17 protein-coding genes are annotated in these 18,718 nt (G+C 65.6%); 13 read left to right on the top strand and 4 right to left on the bottom strand.

Annotated features, from left to right (window positions below; translation table 11 throughout):
* Positions 1-195 precede the first annotated feature (195 nt).
* The 4 genes from Q0925_RS04865 to Q0925_RS04850 form a co-directional block, all read right to left on the bottom strand.
* Entirely contained in the window at positions 196-633 is a 438-nt protein-coding gene (locus tag Q0925_RS04865) for a hypothetical protein (protein ID WP_299332383.1), read from the bottom strand.
* A 26-nt stretch (positions 634-659) separates the two neighbouring features.
* A complete protein-coding gene (locus Q0925_RS04860) occupies positions 660-1,406 on the bottom strand; it encodes a hypothetical protein (protein WP_299332382.1) in 747 nt (248 codons plus the stop codon).
* Between the two features lie 92 nt (positions 1,407-1,498).
* On the bottom strand, positions 1,499-4,156 hold the full coding sequence (locus tag Q0925_RS04855) for an alkaline phosphatase PhoX (RefSeq protein WP_349254387.1): 2,658 nt from the start codon (positions 4,154-4,156) through the stop codon (positions 1,499-1,501).
* A 280-nt stretch (positions 4,157-4,436) separates the two neighbouring features.
* Entirely contained in the window at positions 4,437-4,973 is a 537-nt protein-coding gene (locus Q0925_RS04850) for an SRPBCC family protein (protein ID WP_299332380.1), read from the bottom strand.
* A gap of 115 nt (positions 4,974-5,088) precedes the next feature.
* Between Q0925_RS04850 and coaBC the strand changes: the two genes are divergently transcribed.
* From coaBC to Q0925_RS04785, 13 genes are all read left to right on the top strand, one after another.
* Positions 5,089-6,264 (top strand): bifunctional phosphopantothenoylcysteine decarboxylase/phosphopantothenate--cysteine ligase CoaBC, encoded by a 1,176-nt coding sequence (gene coaBC, locus Q0925_RS04845; protein ID WP_299332379.1) that lies wholly within the window; start codon positions 5,089-5,091, stop codon positions 6,262-6,264.
* Positions 6,265-6,394: 130 nt separating this feature from the next.
* The gene (locus Q0925_RS04840; protein ID WP_299332378.1) at positions 6,395-7,525 is read left to right on the top strand and encodes a monovalent cation/H+ antiporter subunit E; all 1,131 of its coding nucleotides are present in this window, start codon (positions 6,395-6,397) and stop codon (positions 7,523-7,525) included.
* 7 nt (positions 7,526-7,532) lie between these two features.
* On the top strand, positions 7,533-7,811 hold the full coding sequence (locus tag Q0925_RS04835) for a cation:proton antiporter (RefSeq protein ID WP_414652092.1): 279 nt from the start codon (positions 7,533-7,535) through the stop codon (positions 7,809-7,811).
* Positions 7,808-8,146: a monovalent cation/H(+) antiporter subunit G gene (mnhG, locus tag Q0925_RS04830; protein WP_299332375.1), complete on the top strand. Its 339-nt coding sequence runs from the start codon at positions 7,808-7,810 to the stop codon at positions 8,144-8,146. The genes Q0925_RS04835 and mnhG overlap by 4 nt, the downstream gene beginning before the upstream one ends.
* On the top strand, positions 8,143-8,679 hold the full coding sequence (locus tag Q0925_RS04825; RefSeq protein ID WP_299332374.1) for a DUF4040 domain-containing protein: 537 nt from the start codon (positions 8,143-8,145) through the stop codon (positions 8,677-8,679). Before mnhG ends, Q0925_RS04825 begins: the two co-directional genes overlap by 4 nt.
* Before the next feature lie 119 nt (positions 8,680-8,798).
* Entirely contained in the window at positions 8,799-9,314 is a 516-nt protein-coding gene (locus tag Q0925_RS04820; protein WP_349254389.1) for an MnhB domain-containing protein, read from the top strand.
* Positions 9,311-9,676 carry a sodium:proton antiporter gene (locus tag Q0925_RS04815; protein ID WP_299332371.1) on the top strand — a complete coding sequence of 122 codons (366 nt, stop codon included), beginning with the start codon at positions 9,311-9,313 and terminating at the stop codon, positions 9,674-9,676. The genes Q0925_RS04820 and Q0925_RS04815 overlap by 4 nt, the downstream gene beginning before the upstream one ends.
* A complete protein-coding gene (locus Q0925_RS04810) occupies positions 9,669-11,165 on the top strand; it encodes a monovalent cation/H+ antiporter subunit D family protein (RefSeq protein WP_299332369.1) in 1,497 nt (498 codons plus the stop codon). Before Q0925_RS04815 ends, Q0925_RS04810 begins: the two co-directional genes overlap by 8 nt.
* On the top strand, positions 11,162-12,877 hold the full coding sequence (locus tag Q0925_RS04805) for a proton-conducting transporter membrane subunit (protein ID WP_299332367.1): 1,716 nt from the start codon (positions 11,162-11,164) through the stop codon (positions 12,875-12,877). The genes Q0925_RS04810 and Q0925_RS04805 overlap by 4 nt, the downstream gene beginning before the upstream one ends.
* Positions 12,874-14,622: a Na(+)/H(+) antiporter subunit D gene (locus Q0925_RS04800; protein WP_299332365.1), complete on the top strand. Its 1,749-nt coding sequence runs from the start codon at positions 12,874-12,876 to the stop codon at positions 14,620-14,622. Before Q0925_RS04805 ends, Q0925_RS04800 begins: the two co-directional genes overlap by 4 nt.
* Before the next feature lie 59 nt (positions 14,623-14,681).
* Entirely contained in the window at positions 14,682-16,109 is a 1,428-nt protein-coding gene (locus tag Q0925_RS04795) for a carotenoid oxygenase family protein (RefSeq protein WP_299332363.1), read from the top strand.
* A gap of 44 nt (positions 16,110-16,153) precedes the next feature.
* Positions 16,154-16,720, top strand: a complete 567-nt coding sequence (gene hpt, locus Q0925_RS04790) for a hypoxanthine/guanine phosphoribosyltransferase (protein WP_299332361.1) — start codon at positions 16,154-16,156, stop codon at positions 16,718-16,720.
* Between the two features lie 104 nt (positions 16,721-16,824).
* A complete protein-coding gene (locus Q0925_RS04785) occupies positions 16,825-18,687 on the top strand; it encodes an ABC transporter substrate-binding protein (RefSeq protein ID WP_299332358.1) in 1,863 nt (620 codons plus the stop codon).
* Positions 18,688-18,718: the final 31 nt, after the last annotated feature.

The following is an 18,718-nucleotide window of genomic DNA, read 5'->3' as shown; positions in this document are numbered from 1 at the left end:
GTCGACGAATAGGGTAGGGAACACGACGGGCATCCGATCCGACGAGCGGCGCGTTCCCCCCGGAGCCGCGCCGCGCTAGCGCCACGAGCTCTCGCCGCGCCGACATCGGGTCGGTGCGCCCAAGTGGACTGGGGGCATACGGTGGTATAACGTTATGCCCACAGTTTTCAGAGATGATACCTGCGCGGCCCGGGATCAGTCGAGGCCGCGGTCGGCGGCTCCCTCACGGATCTTCCCCGCTCGTTTTCGTACCCGGTTGATGTACCGTTCGACCTTCTCCGGTTTCACGCCGTAGTACGAGGCGATCCACTCGATATCGCCGTAGCCTTGCGTGTGAAAGTACGCGACGAGTGTGTCCCGGCCGGCTTGGATGATCTCCGGCGGGACGCCACGTTCGCCGACACCGTTCTCGTCGAACCCGTTCACGTCGAAGTAAACGTCGGCGTACAGTTCCGCCGTTTCGGGCCGGTCGAACTCGACGCCGTCGTGGTACGGAGCGTCGAATCGGTACACCGTCTCGCCGGTGTCTGTGACCCGCCTCGTGATCCGAACGTCGAAGCCGTACTCGCGGTGGGTGGTGTCGGTTTCGGTGCCTGTTCTCGTGTCCGTCGCATCGTCGGGTGAGTGTGACATGGTTGTGGGGGTCGTGTCGGTCCGGATTACGGTCGGTGATGCCAGGCTGCGAGCGCGGCGACGACGGCGAGGGCCGCGAGAACCAGCGCCGGCGACAACGGGCCGTCTCCCGTGGTCGGTTCGGCGTCGGGCTCCGCGTTCCCGCCTGCGGCCGTCGTCGCGTCGGAGCCGGCGTCCGGGGTGGTCGTGTCGGTGGCGGTTCCGGAGTCGCCGCTCGGGTTCGCCGTGTCGTCGCCGGTGACGGTCACCGTGCCCGGTCGCACGGCCGGCTCGAAACCGGTTCCGTCGTCGTCGTCGAACTGCCGCGGTCGAACCGTCAGTTCGGCTTCACCGGGTGCGGTGCCGGCGAGTTCGACCGTTGCCAGCGTCACATCCGTCGCACCGGGTTCGACCTGTCCATCGACGTCGGCGGCCTCAAGCGCCACCGCTTGGCCGTCGTCGCCGACGACCGGGTCACTCGTCAGCCCGAACCTGTCGGGGTAGGACGCCGACTCGATGCGTACGGGTCCATCGACGGTGAGGTCGAGGTAGTAGCCGGAGAGTCCATCGGGGGCCGCGGTGAGTACGACGCGGACGGTCGTCGTGCCGTCGGCCGGCGCCGTGTCGCCGACGACGCGGACGGTCGGTTGCTCGCTCTGTGCCGTCGCGGGGCCCGCCGTCACCGCGCCGAGAAGCGCGAGCGCCACAAAGGCGAGCGCGAGCGCCGTCCCGGTGATGCGGCTGTCGGCGAGCATCGAAATCGAAATCGAAATCGAGCGTCGGATTCGTGTCATAGGTCGTCGTGCAGTCATGGAAACGGGGGGTGTGGTCGACGGGACGGTCCGGTCTGAGCCGCTCGGACGCGGGGCGTGGCCCCTACGGCCGCTCAGTTGACCTCCTCGTAGAGCGAGACAACGTCGTCGAAGTCGAGTTGACCGTTCTCGTTGAAGTCGTAGGCCGAGTCGTTCAGCGTGACGCTGTCGGCGTCGAAGTTGCTGAACAGGAGCTCGATGTCCTCGTAGTCCAGCCGGCCGTTCCCGTTGAGGTCCTCGTAGTAGCCGTCGCCGTCGGGGTCGGTCGGGGCCGATCCGCCGGTGACCGTCGGTGGCCCGGCGATGAACACGCCCGTCCGTCCCTCGGCGTCGAGGGACTGCCCGGACTCGTCGTCCATCCGCTCGACCGTCACGTCAAGATCGGTCGTTCCGGCGGTGTCGCCACGGAGGGTGAGCGACGCCAGCGGGATCCGCCGACCGCCGGCTTGGACGTTCCGGTCCGTGTCCGCGAACCGCAACCTGATTGCCGACCCGTCGTCGGCGATCTCCCGTTCGGTGAGACCGAGGCCCTCGACGAACTCGGCCCCGGTGATCGTAGCGACGTCGGGGTCGGTGACGGAGACGGTCACCTGCGCGCCCGACACACCGGTCGGGAGCGACGACGCCTCAACTGTCGCCGTTCCGGTTCGACCGTTGTCGACCGCTATCGACTCGATGTCGACCGAGATCCGCGGCTGGAAGACGTAGAGTCCATCGTTGGGGTAGGAACGGGCCGGACCACCAAAACCGTCCTCACAACAGATGACGCGGCCGTCCCGCATCGTATAGACGTTGTCGATGTTGCGGAGTGCGTCGTCGGCGTCCTGTGGACCGTCGGTGAAGTCCGGTCCCGTGATCACCGGTTCGAGCCGCGTGACGTCGTAGTTCCGCGTGAGTTCGGCGCGGTAGACGACGCCCCCGTCGACGCGGTCCATCCGAATGTCGCCCGTATCGTCCGCGAGGTCGTCGTTGAACTCGGAGATGCCGAAGTAGATGAAGTCGCCGGGCTGGGAGTCGTCGACGCTGCTGACGCCTTCGGCCTTGTTGAACTCGATGGAGGCACCGATCTCCTTTGCGGCCGCACGCGTCTCGAGGAACGGCACCCTGCGGAGGTCCTCGTCGACGCCGTCGGGGCCGTTCGCCTCGTACTGCTCGGCCCACTCGATGATCTCCTCGTTTGTGATGTAATTTTGATTGCCGTTCTCGATGACCGTCCGGTCGGCCGCCTCCAGAACCTCGGGAGTGACCTCGTCGCCCTCCTCCCAGTCGGTGTGAGCGCTGAGGTAGTCGGCTTGGGTCACGTCGTCGTACTCGGCGATCCATTCCTCGGCCTCGCCGTTGCTGGCGTGACCCAACTCCAACCACTCGATCTCCAACGGCGTCTGTGCCGGGGAGTTGCGCTGACCGGCCTCCGCGGCGTTGGCGGCGTCGTTGGTGATCTTCGGCGCGTAGAGCGTCCCTGCGATGTCCTCGTAGTCGTCGTAACTGTCGATGGGTTCGTCGGCGACGAACTTGTAGATCCCCTTGCTGTCGCCGTCGGAACACCCGTAGACCGTCTTGCGGTCGCCTTGGATGTCGGGGGCCTCCCAGGAGACTCGACCCATGATCCAGTACTTGATCGGGGTCGGCTCCTCGGCCGCCGGGTCGCGGATGTCGACGTGGTAGCCGTAACGGTAGAGGTTCGGATAGACGTCGGCGATCGGGTCGATGGTATTTGTCGTGTTGTCGTCGTTCTGGTCGACCCGGTCCGCACCGAGGTAGTAGGCCAGAAATTCGACGCCGTCGAGCGCGAACGACCCTTGGGCGTACCAGGCGTCGATACCCTCGTACCTGTCGAGCGCGTCCCCGATCTCCGACGGGTTCGGGCGGTTCCAGAACTGGCCGGCACCGAGCAGCCCCTCGCCGCTCCCGGCCTCGACGACGTCACCGACGGTGTTTGTGAACCTAACGCGCGGATGCGCGTAATTCTCCTCGGAGGAGATCATCGTCTCCCACGGGCTGAGGTCACCGTAACAGTTGATCCGCGTTCCGCCGATGTCGCGGAACGCCTCGGTGTTCGGGAGGTTCATCGCGTCGTCGGGGTCGGCACTCCACTCCCCGTTCTCGTCCTGACTGATGAAGATCCGCGAGACACAGCCGGGACTGTTCTCCCAGTTGGTGAAGAGATAGCCCTCTGTCTCCTCGTCGTTCGTCGGGACGAACTGGTTGCAGTCCGGGTTGGTCGCCGCCCCGCCGTACTGCGTGCCCGCGAGGGTGTCCCGCGTGATGTCGACACCGTCGGGCGTTTGGATCACGCCCATCCGTTCCTCGCCGTCGTTGATCGGTTCCCGCCCTTGGAGCAGGATCTCGTAATCGCCGACCTCCGAGCGGACCTGCCGTTGCTTTGTTTCGGTGTCGGGAACACCGATTTCGGGAAAGTCGTCGTTGTTGCCGTCGAACGCGAACTGGAACCCGCTGAAGTAACCGACCGCCGCGCGGCCGAACTTGCCCGGGTTCTGCGTGTCGGGATGTTGGAGGCTGTACAACAGGGAGCCGTCCTCGAAAACGAACGGACCGGTCGCCTCGGCACCGAACGCCGTTGTCGACAGACGCTTCAGTTCGCCTTCCACGCTGGGTGCGCCGGGTGTGTCTGCCTCCGGCACCTCGTCGGCACTCGCCACGCCGGCGACGCTTGCTCCAAGCGCTGTTGCTACGGACGCTGCCATCAAACTTCGTCGGGTCAGATCGACCATGCAGGTGCACGGGCACGCCGTCGGGCAAAATCGGTTTGTATTACGGATACATCGATGAAACGAATTATCCCAACCGGGCCGTGTGTGAACGTTGGCCTTTGAACCGGTTCGAACCGGAATTGTTGAGTATAGAGTGGTATGAAGCCGCGGTCGACCGGTGTATCATCATGTATCGCTTGGCCCCAGCGAAACAAAAACCTTGCCTCAAATTATCCCACATGATACTGGCGGTCGTTCTCGGCCGCCACGACCGACGTCGTCGTGGGCGGCGACCCCGCGTTCAGATGCCGCCGGGAACCTCGTGGACAACAAGGTCGACCTGTCGCCGTTCTCCCTCGACGTCCGCGACGATGCGCTCGACGACCTGTTCGGCCTCCTCGACGAGAATGGGCTTCACCCGGTCGATGACCCAGTCGAGCGAGACGAACCGCGGCAGATCGAGAATCCCGCCGCCGACCGAGTCGGCGTCGAACCTGACCTCCAGATGGACGCGACAGGCCGGACCGTCGTCGGACGGCGTCGACGGGTCGGTGTCGAGCGGTTCGATCCGCCACCGCCCGCTGGCGTCGATATCCTCGGTCACCTGCCAGTCGAGTTGTTCCGGTGGGTCGGTGTCCGTTACCTCCGTGTGGGCGGTGTATGTGAGTTTCCACCACTCGAACCGCAGGCGGTAGCGGGTCCCCGGGGAGCCGTCGCCGTCGGCGGCCACGCGGGTCAGATACTCCGAGTAGCGGGCGTACCGCGGAAAGTCCTTGAGGAACTCGTACACCTCAGTGGATGGGAGTCGAACGACCGTGCTAACGTGGATGCGGTCCACATGCCACGGTTGGACGGCGTCGGCGTAAACGTTCCGCGGGGGCGAGCACAAAACGGATCGCCGTGACCCGACCGCCGACCGAGACTTAAGACCCTCGGCGCGAACACACGGACGAATGCTCGACGGTACGAACGTCGCCCTTGGACTCTCCGGAAGCATCGCGGCGGTGAAAACCGTGGAACTCGCCCACGAACTCCGGCGACAGGGCGCGAGCGTCCGGGGCGTCATGACCGAGAGCGCCCGGGGGATCATCCACCCGTGGGCGGTGGAGTTCGCCACCGGCCACGCCCCGATCACGGAACTCACGGGCGCGGTCGAACACGTGGACCTCTGCGGTCGTGACGGTTGGGCCGACGTTCTGTTGATCGCTCCCGCCACCGCGAACACGGTCGGGAAAATTGCGGCGGCCGTCGACGACACGCCCGTGACGACCTGTGCGACGACGGCTCTCGGGGCGGACGTGCCCGTGGTGGTCGCGCCCGCGATGCACGAACCCATGTACGACCACCCCGGAGTGCTCGACGCCATCGACCGCGTCGAGTCGTGGGGCGTCGACTTCGTCGATCCACGGATCGAGGAGGGGAAGGCGAAGATCGCGGCCGAGGATACCATTGTTACCGCGACCGCGCGGGCGGCGACCCCCTCGCCGCTTGCCGACCGGCACGTCGTCGTCACGAGCGGTGCGACAACGGAGTCGATCGACCCGATCCGGACGCTCTCGAACCGCGCCTCCGGCCGGACGGGTCGGGCTATCGCCCGCGCTTGTTACGTCCGCGGCGCGGACGTGACACTCGTCCACGACGGCCCCGGTGTCCACCACGCGGACGTGCGATCCGTCGAAAGCGTGGCGGAGATGCTTGCGGCCGCCGAGCGTGTGGTCGGGGGAGATGCGGGCGCCCACGGGCCGGCCGATGCCCTGATCTCCGCCGCGGCCATCGGGGATTTCACCGTCGAGACGGCGGCCGAAAAACTCCGTTCCGGCGAGTCACTGACACTCGAGTTGGAACCCACGCCGAAGCTTCTCGACCGGGTCCGAGCGACCGCCCCGGACCTCCCGATGGTCGGGTTCAAAGCCGAAACCGAGGGCGACGACGATGCCATGGTGTCGCGTGCACGGTCACTCCTGAAGCGGGTCGACCTCGACCTCGTCGTCGCTAACGACGCATCCGTGATGAGCGACGACCGGACCCGCACGTTACTGGTCCGGGACGAGTCGGTGGTGTCGTACGAGGGATCGAAAACGGGACTCGGCGCCCGCGTGGCCGACGGTCTCGTCGAGGTGCTGGATTGACCGTCTGAGCGCACGCACGTAACGGAAATCGGGTCGGATAGCAATAGTTATGAGAACGGAACCGAACCGTACAAGACGATACGTATGATCGGGAGAGCCACCGCTCGATCCGCCGGAGGTCGACAGCCGGATGGAGGCTGACCGCGAGCGAGACGTACTCGTCCCCGTAGGCCGGTCGGAGACGCTCAGGCGGACGGTCACCTACGCCGTCGAGCATGCCAACGAGGCGGCCGTCGAGGCCGGTGAGACCGCGACCATTCACTTCGTGTATCCTGCCCGGTGGCGGAGTTTCGATATCGGGCGTGGTGACGCCGACGCTGCGGAGTCGTTGCTCGAACGGGCGATCATCTGGGGCCGCGAGGATCTCGACGAACTCCTTGCCGAGGACACTCCGGAGACGGTTACGTTCGAGTCGGCCATCGTCGGCACCAACGAGTACATCTTCGGCCCGAGCGACTTCGCCGACGTGATCGGCCGCTACGCGGACGCAAACGGCCTCGAACAGATCGTCGTCGACCCCTCGTTTCGTCCCGGCGGGAACGCCCCGTTGTTGCGCTCCTTCGAGGCGGAACTCGCCGCCCTCGGCTTCGACGTGTTGGAAGCCCCGGTCACACGCCAAACCCGACGACGCCTGCCGCTCACCGACATCGGTTTCGCGGAGTTTTCCGTCATATTTACCGCCTCCATTCTCTTTTATTTCGCGCTCGGTGGCTGGCACGTCACCGATCCGTACGAACTGGTCACGGGCGTGGCCACGGCAAGCGTCGTCACGCTCACGCTCGCCGGCGTGAGCTTGAAGGGTGGGGTTCCGGGGGTCCGGGCGGTCGCCACCACGCTGCTCCGGTTTGGCGCCTACACCCCGATCCTTCTCTGGGAAATCGCGAAGGCGAACGTCGCACTCGCCTACGTCGTTCTTCACCCGCGGCTCCCGATCGATCCCCGTGTCGTCGAGTTCGACGCCGCGGTGTGGGGTGATATGCCCGTTATGACACTCGCCAACTCCATCACGCTGACGCCCGGCACGCTCACCGTCGACGTGAGCCGACAGCAGTTCGTCGTCCACGCGCTCATTCCCGACGCCGAGGACGACCTCATGGAAGGGACGCTCGAACGCCTCGTCAGGTTCGTCTTCTACGGCCGCGAATCGGCCCGCATCCCGTCGCCGCTCGAACGCCGCGACGATGGCACGGACCGAGACGGGGAGGGGAGCGGCCCCAAACCAGGTGGCGAGAACGGCGGGCCCGCAAAGGAGGATGCCTGAGGTGGCGATCTCGGAAACGCTCTCGACGATCTTTCTCGCCGCGGCCGGCGTGTTCGTGTTGTTTGCGGTGGTTCTTCTCTACCGGGTCTTCCGCGGCCCGACCACGCAGGACCGCATCGTCGCGATCAACGTCGTCGGTACCAACACCGTCATCGTCATCGCGCTGGTGAGTGTCGCTCTCGGCGAGTACGGCTACCTCGATGTGGCGCTTGTGTACGCGCTGCTCAACTTCGTTATGAGCATCGCTGTCTCGAAGTTCACCGTTGAGTGGGGTGGAGTCATATGACGCCCCTCGAATATCTCGCGGCCGTTCTCGTGATCGGCGGCACCTTCTTCGGGCTTGTCGCCACCGTTGGACTCCTCCGACTGCCGGGGCTTTACGCCCGCCTTCACGCCGCGTCGAAAAGCGATACCCTCGGGTCCGTGCTAGCCGTCGCCGGCGGTGCCGTCGTTCTCGGTGTCGGCACCGAGTCGCTGAAACTGGGCTTTCTGTTGGTCTTTCTGCTCCTGACGAGTCCAACCGCCGCCCACGCGATCGCCCGGTCCGGACAGGAACAGGGGGTCGAACCCGCCGGCAACGTCGACGCCCCGTGGATCGACGAGGAGGAGGGAGACGCGTGAGCCTCTCGCTTCCCATCGCGGCCGTTCTCCTGTTTATGATCGGGAGTGCGCTCACGGCGGCCGTTCTCCACGACGTGGTCTCGAGCATCGTCGCCTTCGCCGGCTACAGTTTCGGTGTGGCCGTTCTCTGGGCACTGTTCCGAGCGCCCGACGTGGCGCTCACCGAGGCGGCCGTCGGGGCCGGGGTCACGACCGTTCTCTTTCTGCTCACCATCGCCCGAACCAGCGTTCCACGATCCGGGCGGTTCGAGGGACTCAGCCCCCGGTCGGTGCTTGCGGTCGTCGCCGTTGTCCTCACCGTCGGCGCGACGGTACCGGCGCTTCCGGCCGTCGGCGACCCCTCGGCACCGATCCTTGCCGGCGAGGTGAGCCAGTACTACCTCGGAAACGCCTACGAGCAGACCGACGTGACGAACGCCGTGACCGCGGTGCTTGTCGGCTACCGTGGCTTCGACACGCTCGGCGAGGTGGCTGTCGTCTTTGCGGCCGGCGTCGCTATGTTGCTCGTTCTTCGACAGGAGGAGTTCGTATGAGCGGTCCCGACGACCGTGAGACGGCGGGTATCGACGCTACGACCGACCGGGCCGTCGGCGCCGACTCCGGCCCCGATACTGTCACGACCCCGACGCCGGACACGGATCCGGATCCGGACATGGTCACCGACACCGGTCCCGACTCGGCCGGGCGTGTCTCCCGACCCGCCGCGGAACGACAGCCGTACGTCGAGAGCACGATCATTATGACGACCGTCCGGGTCATCGCCCCGTTCGTGCTGACTCTCGGGGCGTTTGTCATGTTCCACGGCGCGAGTTCCGCCGGCGGCGGCTTTCAAGGCGGTGTGATCGCCGCCACGACCGTCATCATGCTCGGGTTCGCGTTCGGGATCAACCCCGTCGCCGACCGCCTGCGAAACGAGTATCTCGGCGTTCTCCTCATACTGGGTGTCGGTACCTTTCTCGCCATCGGCTTCGGCGGCTATCTCGCCGGCGACACCTTTCTGGAGGTGTCCGCCTACGAGACCGTGATCGACCACGGGAGCAAGTACAGCATCGAACTCGTGGAGGTCGGCATCGGTGTCGTTGTCGCCGGCGTCATCACCGGTCTGTTTTTCCTGCTCGGCACCGGTATCGACAGCGTTGCCATCGGCACGGAGGACGACACCGAATGATCGAGCTTGTAACCACCAGATACGCCTACCTCGTTGTCGTTGTCCTGCTCGCCATCGGCGTGTACACCATGATCGAGAGCAGCAACTTCGTAAAGAAGATCATCGGCCTGAACATCTTCCAGACGGGCATCTTCGTCTTCTTTATTACGGGCGCGTACCACGTGAACGGACGCTCACCGGTCGTCGAGAGCGGCGGCGGTGGAGGGCCCTTCGTCTCCCCGCTCCCGCACGTCCTGATCCTGACGGCTATCGTCGTCGGCGTGAGCCTCACCGCCGTTGCGCTCGGTCTCGTCGTCCGGATCCACGAGAGCTACGGTACGCTCAACGAGGACACCCTTTCGGAGGTGTTGGCGGATGACTGATACGCTCGTCCCGTTGCTGGTCGCGGGACCGCTACTCGGTGCGCTCCTCACGGTTGCGGCCGGACTGCTCGACGACCGTGCTCCCCCGGTGGTGGCCGTTCTCACCCTCGTCGGGCAGGTCGGTCTCGCCGGCTGGATGGGATCGCGCGCGCTTCTCGACGGCCCGCTCTCGAACGGCGTCGGCGGCTTTGTCGCGCCCTACGGGATCGAACTCGTCGTTGACGGGGTGTCGGCGGTCATCGTCTCCCTCGTCGCGCTTGTTTCTCTCGGGGTTCTCTTTTACGCCGTCGACGACGACCCCGGCGGTACCGCCTTCTACACGGAGTATCTTCTCCTCGTGGCGGGCCTGTCGGGCATGTCGGTCACCGGCGACGTGTTCAACCTGTATGTCTTTCTCGAAATCTCCGGACTGGCGACGTACGCGCTGGTCGCCAGCGCCGGAACGGGCCGGTCCGCAGTGGCGGCGCTCAAATACCTGCTTTTCGGCACCGTCGCCGCCTCCCTCTACCTGCTCGGCGTCGGCTACGCGCTGGTCGCCACCGGAACGCTCAATATGGCCGACCTCTCGGTGAAACTGGCACAGGTGGGCTACGACTCGCCGCTGGTGCTTGCCTCCTTTGGCTTCATCGTCGTCGGCCTCGCCACAAAGGCGGCGTTGTTCCCCTTGCATACGTGGCAACCCGACGCCTACAACGACGCCCCCGACAGCGTGAGCGCGTTTATTTCCGCGCTCGTGTCGACGGTTGCCGCCTACGCGCTTTTCCGGTTGCTCTACACCGTTTACACCCCGGCATTTTTCGAGGCTGTCCCCGTCGCCCGCGACGCCCTCGTCGTCTTTGCGACGCTGAGTATCGTTGTCGGGAGTGTTCTCGCCGTCGTCCAGTCGGAGGTCAAACGGATGCTCGCGTACTCCTCGGTGTCGCAGTACGGCCTCGTGGTGGTCGGGCTGGCTATCGGCACCCCCGCCGCGGTGTTTGGCGCCGTTGTCCACCTGGTCGGCCACGCGGTCATGAAAGGCGGGCTGTTCGTCGCCGCCGGGACCGTCGACGACCTGACCGGCGCGCGGACCGTCGACGAGTACGCGGGGCTCGCTGACCGCTTCCCCGTTCTCGGAGGGGCGAGCGCTCTCCTCATGCTCGCGATGGTCGGCGTCCCGCCCGCCGTTGGCTTCGCCGGCAAGTGGTACATCGCGCTCGGCGCCGTTCGGGCTGGCACGTGGCCCGTCGCGGTCATTATCTTCGGCTCGACGCTTCTGACGCTTGCGTACTTTACGTTGCTGATCGAGCGGATGTTCGTCGCGCCGGCCTCGCCGAGCGTTCGTGCGGCGACCGACGGGGGCGAACGTGGGCTCGACCGTCCCGACCGACCGAGCCGAGTCGCGCTCACACTCATCGTCGTCGCGGCGGTTGCCGCTATCGCGCTCGGTCTCGCCGTCACGAACCTGCAGGTCGCGCTGGAACCGACACTCGATACGCTTCTCGCCACATGACCGATATCGCCTCACTCAGACCGGCCCTGGCCGTCGCCGTCGCGGCGGCCGCCGTAGTACCGATCCTCGCCTCCGGGCGCCGCCCCAACGTCCGCGAGGGCTGGACCGTTCTCGCGGCCGGCGGCGCGTTCGCACTCGTGGCGAGCATGCTTCCCGCCGCCCTCGACGGAACGGTTCGTGTCTCCCACCTCGGGACGCTCGTCGCGGGCGTCGACCTCTCGTTGCGGGCCGACCCGCTCGGTCTTCTCTTTGCGACCGTCGCCAGCCTGCTGTGGCTGGTCACCAGCTTCTACAGCATCGGGTACATGCGGGGGCTCGGCGAGAACGACCAGACCCGGTACTTCGCCGCCTTTGCCGCAAGCGTCGCCGCCGCGCTCGGCGTTGCCTTCGCCGCCAACCTCGTCACCTTGTTCGTCTTCTACGAGTTGCTGACGGTTGCCACGTACCCATTGGTCACCCACGACGAGACGGCCGAGGCGCGGGCGGCCGGCCGGAAGTATCTCGCCTACACCTTCGGCGGCGGCGTCGCCGTTCTCGCGGGGACGGTACTGGTCGCCGCGATGACCGGCACAACGGCCTTCACCGCTGGCGGCATCGCCGGCCTCGTCGACGCCGACCCCGTTCTCTCGCGGGCGGCGTTCGTCCTGCTGGTCGGCGGGTTCGGGGTCAAGGCGGCGCTCATGCCCGTTCACTCGTGGCTCCCGGACGCGATGGTTGCGCCGACGCCCGTCTCCGGTCTGCTCCACGCCGTCGCCGTCGTCAAAAGCGGGGTGTTCGGCATCGCGCGGGTCGTTCTCGACGTGTACGGTGTCGACCTCACCGGCGCCTTGGGACTGGGGCTTCCGCTCGCTGTCGTCGCTGCCGCGACGCTCACCCTCGCAAGCGTCATCGCGCTCCGACAGGACAATCTCAAGCGTCGGCTGGCGTTCTCGACGGTGAGCCAACTCTCGTATATCGTTCTCGGTATCGCCATTCTCGATCCCACCGCCGTTGTCGGGGGGCTCCTGCACATCCCCGCACACGCGTTTATGAAGCTCACCCTCTTCTTTACCGCCGGAGCCATCCACGTCGAGACTCACACCGACGACATCAGCGACATGGCCGGCATCGGCAAGCGGATGCCCCTGACCATGCTCGCCTTTGGCGTCGCCGCCGCGGGCATGGCCGGCATTCCGCTCGTCGCCGGCTTTGTCAGCAAGTGGTACCTCCTCATCGGGAGTGTGAGCGCCGAACAGAGCGTCTTTGCCGTCGTCCTGTTGCTCTCGGGGATTCTCAACATCGCGTACTTCTGGCCCGTGTTCTACCAGGCCTTCTTCGAGGCGGAGGACGACCACGACGCCAAACCGCTGGTCGAGTTCCCCCTCGGCGGCGAGCCGCGGTCGATCCTGCCCGAGACGCCGACGCCGGACTCCGGCGCCGTCACCGATGGCGGGCACGGCGACCACGGCGACCACGGCCACGACGACCACGGATACGATAAGCACGACGAACACGGCCACGACGACGAACACGACGACGACCACGGTGGCCCACCCGCCGACGGCTGGGAGCGTCGCGGGTGGCTCGGCGGCGAGAGCACGTGGTTCATGCTCGGCCCCATCCTCGTGGCGATGACCGGGGCGGTCCTCATCGGCGTGATTCCGGAGACGGCGGTGTTTCTCCGCCTCGTCGACCTCATCGTTGAGGGCGCGACGGGGGTGAGCGTTCTGTGACGGGACCGCTCACCGCCCTCCCGCCGGGGGTCGTCGTTCTCGCCGCCGCGCTTGCGGCCGGTCTCGCCGGCGAGCGACGGCGCCTCGCACACCTGCTTGGGGGCGGAACGACGGCGCTCGTGACGGGCTGGATCTGGGTCGTTCCGGAGGGCACCCACCTGACCGGGCGGCTGTTCGGTTTCGACGCCGTCTTTTTCAACGTCGACCCGTTCTCGTGGATCGTCGGGCTCGTCTTCGCGTTTATCGGTACCGCAGCCGTTGGCTACTCGTGGGCGACCGGCGCGAAAAGCAAGCAGACGGCATACGCACTCACCTACGTCGGATCGAGCCTCGGGGCCGTTTTCGCCGGCGACTGGCTGACGCTGATCGTCTGGTGGGAACTGATGGCGGTGACGAGTACGCTCCTCGTCTGGGACTACGGCGGAAAGGCCGTACGCGCCGGTTTCCGCTATGCGCTGCTCCACGGCATCGGGGGCAGTCTCCTGCTTGCGGCAATCGTGTGGCACTACGCCGCCGTCGGGTCCGTGCTTTTCAGCGCCGCCGACGGAATCGTCGGCACGGTTCCACAGATCCTCGCCGCCCTCGGTATCGGCGTCAACGTGGGCTTTATTGGCCTGCACGCATGGCTTCCCGACACCTACCCGCGCCCACACATCGCGGCGAGTGTCTTTCTCTGTGTCTACACCACCAAAACCGGCGTCTACGGCATGTATCGGGCGTTCCCCGACGGCCACCTCTGGATCGCCTACATGGGCGGTGCGATGGCGATCTTCGGCGCCGGCGCGGCGCTTCTCCAGAACGACATGCGCCGCCTGCTCTCCTATCACATCCAGTCGCAGGTCGGCTACATGGTCGCGGGCGTGGGCATCGGTGGCGCGCTTGCGCAGGCGGGCGCGTTCGGTCACGTCTTCAACCACATCCTGTACAAGAGCCTCCTGTTCATGACCGCCGGTGCGATCGTCTACAGCACCGGCGAGGAGAACCTGAAATACCTCGGCGGTCTCGCCCGGAAGATGCCCGTCACCGCCGGGGCCTTCACCGTCGCCGCCCTCTCAATCGCCGGGTTCCCCGGCTTCAACGGGTTCGTCAGCAAGGGGATCGTCATCTCCGCCAGCCACTACACGTTCGTGAAAGGACCACTCGTCGTCGGCGACTTCTACACGCTCGAGTTGCTCCTTCTGGTCGGTGGCGTCGGGACGTTTCTGTCGTTCATCAAGTTCGGCTACTACGCCTTTCTCCACGGGCCGTACGAGGGCGACGAGGTGACGCCGGCGCCGCGGGCACAGCGGATTCCGATGCTGGTCGTGGCGGGGCTGTGTGTCGCCTACGGCGTCTTCGACGGGGCGTTGTTCGGGCTGCTTCCCTTCGACGTGACCGACGGCAGCGTCGTCGGCCGCGTTTACACCACCTACACCGTCCCCCACATCGCAGAGGGACTCGTTCTCGCCGCGGCGGGTGTCGTCGGCTTCGCGGCGTTGAAAACACCGTTGTCGAAGGTCGGCCGTGTCCCCGACGTTGATGCGGGATACAACCCGCTTGTCTTCTACGGGGCGCGGGCGCTCGTCCACGGTGTCACCGAGACGTATGCGGCCGTTGACCGCGCCGCCGTTGCACTCGCCGACCGCGGAGCCGCCGCGCGTGCCGATCCGGCGCCACTCGACCGCTTTCGCGCCAACATCGGCGGCAGCATCTTCATCCTCATGGTCGTTCTTGGCGGTGTGTTGGCGTGGCTCGGCGTTGTCTGATGCCGCCGGCCCGAGGCCGAGGCTGATGCTATTTGTCGCTCCCGCGCGTGAACGACACTATGGCAAACACTTGGCGGACGGGGTTTCACACGCAACGCGAGGAGGTCCACGACGTTGCACTCGACGTCGCGGGATCGTTTCCGTCGTGGCTCGACGGGAGTCTCGTCGTCAACGGCCCCGGGGAGTTCGAGGTGGGCGACACCGACCTCGGCCACTGGTTCGACGCGTTGGCGATGCTTCGCCGGATCCGTATCGCGGACGGAACGGCCCGGTATACGAACCGGTTTGTCAGGAGCGACGACTTCCGCGCCGCCCGCGAGGAGGGCCGAATTCGGCGCGCCCTTCCCGGGACCCCTGCCGACGGCTCGGCGCTTTCCCGACTCAGACGGGCGGTCGACGGCGATTTTCAGGACAACCCATCGATCGGCGTCGTCGACCTCGATGGCACACTGTACGCCGTCACCGAGAGTCCGGTCGGGATCGAAATCGACCCGGAAACGCTGGAAACGACGGGTCGGCGCGACCTCACCGGCGGTCTCGACTGCGATGTGACGCTTGGCCACACCCACGTCGTCGACGACGTCCAGTGGGGACTGGGTGCGAGTTTCGGCCGTCGGTCCTCGTACACGCTGTTTCGTCGACCCGGTGACGGTGATCCGGAGTCGGTCACTCGACTCGTCTTCGACGGCCACCCGCCGTACATTCACGCGTTCGGGCTGACGGACCGGTACGCCGTTATCCCCGCCGCGCCGTTCGGCGTCGACTTCCGACGGCTGGCGCTCACGACGCTCCGGGGTGGCACCTTTCTCGACGAATTCCGGCGTCGGGACGCCCCGGCGCGGTTCCACGTTCTCGACCGGCAGACGGGCGAGGCGGTCGCCGCCGTTCCTGCCGACCCATTCTTTATTTTCCACCTCGCCAACGCATACGAGGACGACGACGCCGTCGTCGTCGATTGTGTCGCCTTCGGGAACGAGCGTGCGGTCACCGCGCTGACCGTGTCGAACCTCCGGCAGGACGACCCCGACCTTCCACAGGGCGATTTCGTCCGGTTCCGTCTCCCGCTCGACGGGGGCCGGGCAACCCGCGAGACGCTCCACCGCGGCCCGGTCGAGTTCCCGACGATCCACTACCGCCGGTACAACGGCCGCCCGTACCGTTATGCGTATCTGGCGGCCACGGACCGGGGAAGCCTCCCGACGGCCGTGGCGAAAGTCGATGTCGAGGCGGCGACGACGCGACGGTGGTCGGCCGTCGGACTCCACCCCGGCGAGCCGCTCTTTGTCCCGTCGCCGTCGCCGTCGGCCGAGGACGACGGCGTTCTGCTGTCGCTGGCCCTCGATGCCCGGGGCGACCGGTCGGTGGTGTGTTGTCTCGACGCCGGGACGCTGACCGAACTGGCGCGTGCGCCCCTTCCACACAGGCTCCCGTACGGGTTTCACGGACAGTTTTACGGCGAGACCGATCCCGGCCGGTCGATGGCCTGATCATGGACCGCCAGGTTTTATCACCGAGGCTCGGTACAAGCCGCATGGATCAGTTGCGGCAGTCGCTTCTCGACGCGCCGATCATCGAGAAAGGCGAGTATCAGTACTTCGTCCATCCCGTCAGCGACGGGGTGCCGATGCTCCGCCCGGAACTCCTCCGTGAGATCACGATCAAGATCATCCGCAAGGCGGATCTGGAGGACGTGGATAAGATCGTTACCCCCGCGGCGATGGGCATTCACATCTCCACCGCGGTTTCGTTGATGACCGACGTTCCGCTGGTCGTCATCCGGAAGCGACGGTACGGCCTCGACGGGGAGGTGTCGTTGTCGGCACAGACCGGCTACTCTGAGAACGAGATGTACATCAACGACGTAGAGGCCGGCGATACGGTACTCGTTCTCGACGACGTGTTGTCGACCGGCGGGACGATGCGGGCCATCCTCGACTCGTTAAAACATATCGGCGCGAACGTCGCCGATGTCGTCGCCGTCATCAAAAAGGCTGGATCGAACGAACTCGACGACGCCGACTACAACGTCAAAACGCTCATCAACGTCACCGTCGAGAACGGCCAGGTCGTCGTTACCGACCCGCAGGGCGACGGCTGAACCCGCATCGTAGCGGTGTCTGCCGATCCGTCGTGCTGACCGATGGGTATTAGTTAACCCCGATGTTTTGGATGCATATGCCGTCTGGTAACGATCATCGGAGTATGTCTGATACGACGGGAATCCGAGGCCGTCGTGATCTCTTGAAACTCCTCGGCACGGCGGGAGTTGCGGGGCTCGCGGGGTGTGGTGGCGGTGGCGGTAGCGGTGGTGGCGATGGATCGACGTCGGCGGGAACGACGACATCGATGGAAGCGACGACGATGCCGGACGTTCAAGGACAGTACGTCTCGGCGTCCAGCGTCGATGCACAGTCGCTCAACTGGCTGACTATTGCCGACTCCACGTCCGGATCGTACATCACCGCCACGCTCGACGGGACGTGGGCGGTCAAGCCGAACCGAGAAATATTCCCCCTGTGGGCCGACTACGAAACAGACGACGGCCGTGTCTACGAGATTCAGCTCCGGGAGAACCTGGAGTGGGGTGCCGGCTACGGCCAGATGACGGCCGAGGACTGGGTTTACATGATCAAGAACGTGTTCCAAGCCCAGCCAAACTGGAGCGGCTACCCCAACTCGGGCGACTGGTTCCGTGTGAATCCCGAGTCGGGGGAACGCGAACCCATCCCGGTCGAACAGACGGGGACCCGGACCTTCGAGATTCGGTTGTTCGAGGTCGACCCCGCGTTCCCGTTCAAACCGGTGCTCTGGCGACAACAGTGCATCCCCAAGGGGATTCTGGAAAAGTACGTCCCGAACAAGGACACCGAGGGACTGAAACAGGACGAGGAACTCAATACGCTGGCCTATACGGGTAACCTCGGTCCGTACACGTACGAAACCTGGGAACGATCCGCGCGGTACACGATCACCCGGAACGAGGACTACTACCTGACCGAGGTCGATGCCGTGCCCGAACGGTTCAGGAACGCGCCGTACTTCAGCCAGAGTACGACCCGGGTCATCAAAGAGGAGAGCACCCGCCTCGGCGCGTTAGAGTCGGGAGAGGTGGACGCAGCCGGCATCCCACCGGACAAAGCCACTCGGTTCGAGAACCTGTCAAACGTCGATGTCAACGTCACACCCCAGCCGTTCGTCCGCAACATCGTCTACAACATGCGGGCGAACGGATGGACGCCATTCCGGTCGAAGACGGTGCGACAGGCACTCGCGTTCGCCGTCGATAAAGAAACCATTGTAGAAAACATTCTGCGTGGCTACGGGCAGGTGGCTCAGACAATGCAGCCGAGATGGTCCGACTGGTACGACGACAGCAGGGTGACCGAGTTCGGTGTTGGCGACCGGTACGGCCCTGAAAAAACCCGGTCGCGTCTCGAATCCGCGCTCTCGGACACCGAGTACGCGTACGATGGAGACCGACTCGTCAACGGAGCGGGCGAACAGGTGACACTCTCGATTTACTACGACTCCGGCCAGCCGACCGAAGGCACCATGGCCGAGTTTATCGCCCGTGAGTTTGACGAGAACGCTGGCATCGCGGTCCAGCCCCAAGCGGTGTCGTCGTCAACGTTCCAAAGCAATTACGTCCAAACTTCCGCGCCAGACGGAGCCGACCCGGAGTGGACCGCCGGCACGTTCAACGGCGGACCGCGGGACGTGGCCACGAGTGCCGAGCCGTGGGACATGTCGGTCAACCTCCAGTTCAACACCTATCCGTTCACGCCCGCGTCCAGTAAGGGCTTTTTCGAGCAGCGTGGCGGCATCAACTACTACGGCTACTACCCGGACGAGGACATCGGGGCGTTGTACGAGGAGGCGACGGCGACGACCGACGAGAGCCGTCGCCGCGAACTGTTCGGCGAGGCGTTCGGTCTCATCAGCGAGGAACAACCCTTCAGCTTTCTTGCGATGCCGTCGAGCGTGACGGGGTACGCCACCGACGTGCAAGGCTACGATCAAAAATTCAACGCCGGATGGGATTCTCAGACATGGTACTTCAGGTGAGCGCCACTGGGGGTCGATCCAACCGGTGAGC

It is taken from the genome of Haloplanus sp., assembly GCF_028275055.1.
GTDB lineage: Archaea > Halobacteriota > Halobacteria > Halobacteriales > Haloferacaceae > Haloplanus.
The sequence above is the reverse complement of the archived record's forward strand: the minus strand, read 5'-3'. Positions and strand labels throughout refer to the sequence as shown.

Excerpts from the sequence above, each read along its gene's own strand:
- Q0925_RS04795 (WP_299332363.1), top strand. The coding sequence starts at position 14,682 with ATGGCAAACACTTGGCGGACGGGGTTTCACACGCAACGCGAGGAGGTC.
- coaBC (WP_299332379.1), top strand. The coding sequence starts at position 5,089 with ATGCTCGACGGTACGAACGTCGCCCTTGGACTCTCCGGAAGCATCGCG.
- Q0925_RS04860 (WP_299332382.1), bottom strand. The coding sequence starts at position 1,406 with ATGACACGAATCCGACGCTCGATTTCGATTTCGATTTCGATGCTCGCC.
- Q0925_RS04805 (WP_299332367.1), top strand. The coding sequence starts at position 11,162 with ATGACCGATATCGCCTCACTCAGACCGGCCCTGGCCGTCGCCGTCGCG.
- Q0925_RS04865 (WP_299332383.1), bottom strand. The coding sequence starts at position 633 with ATGTCACACTCACCCGACGATGCGACGGACACGAGAACAGGCACCGAA.
- Q0925_RS04815 (WP_299332371.1), top strand. The coding sequence starts at position 9,311 with ATGATCGAGCTTGTAACCACCAGATACGCCTACCTCGTTGTCGTTGTC.
- Q0925_RS04855 (WP_349254387.1), bottom strand. The coding sequence starts at position 4,156 with ATGGTCGATCTGACCCGACGAAGTTTGATGGCAGCGTCCGTAGCAACA.
- Q0925_RS04785 (WP_299332358.1), top strand. The coding sequence starts at position 16,825 with ATGTCTGATACGACGGGAATCCGAGGCCGTCGTGATCTCTTGAAACTC.
- hpt (WP_299332361.1), top strand. The coding sequence starts at position 16,154 with ATGGATCAGTTGCGGCAGTCGCTTCTCGACGCGCCGATCATCGAGAAA.
- mnhG (WP_299332375.1), top strand. The coding sequence starts at position 7,808 with ATGACGCCCCTCGAATATCTCGCGGCCGTTCTCGTGATCGGCGGCACC.
- Q0925_RS04820 (WP_349254389.1), top strand. The coding sequence starts at position 8,799 with ATGGTCACCGACACCGGTCCCGACTCGGCCGGGCGTGTCTCCCGACCC.
- Q0925_RS04810 (WP_299332369.1), top strand. The coding sequence starts at position 9,669 with ATGACTGATACGCTCGTCCCGTTGCTGGTCGCGGGACCGCTACTCGGT.
- Q0925_RS04840 (WP_299332378.1), top strand. The coding sequence starts at position 6,395 with ATGGAGGCTGACCGCGAGCGAGACGTACTCGTCCCCGTAGGCCGGTCG.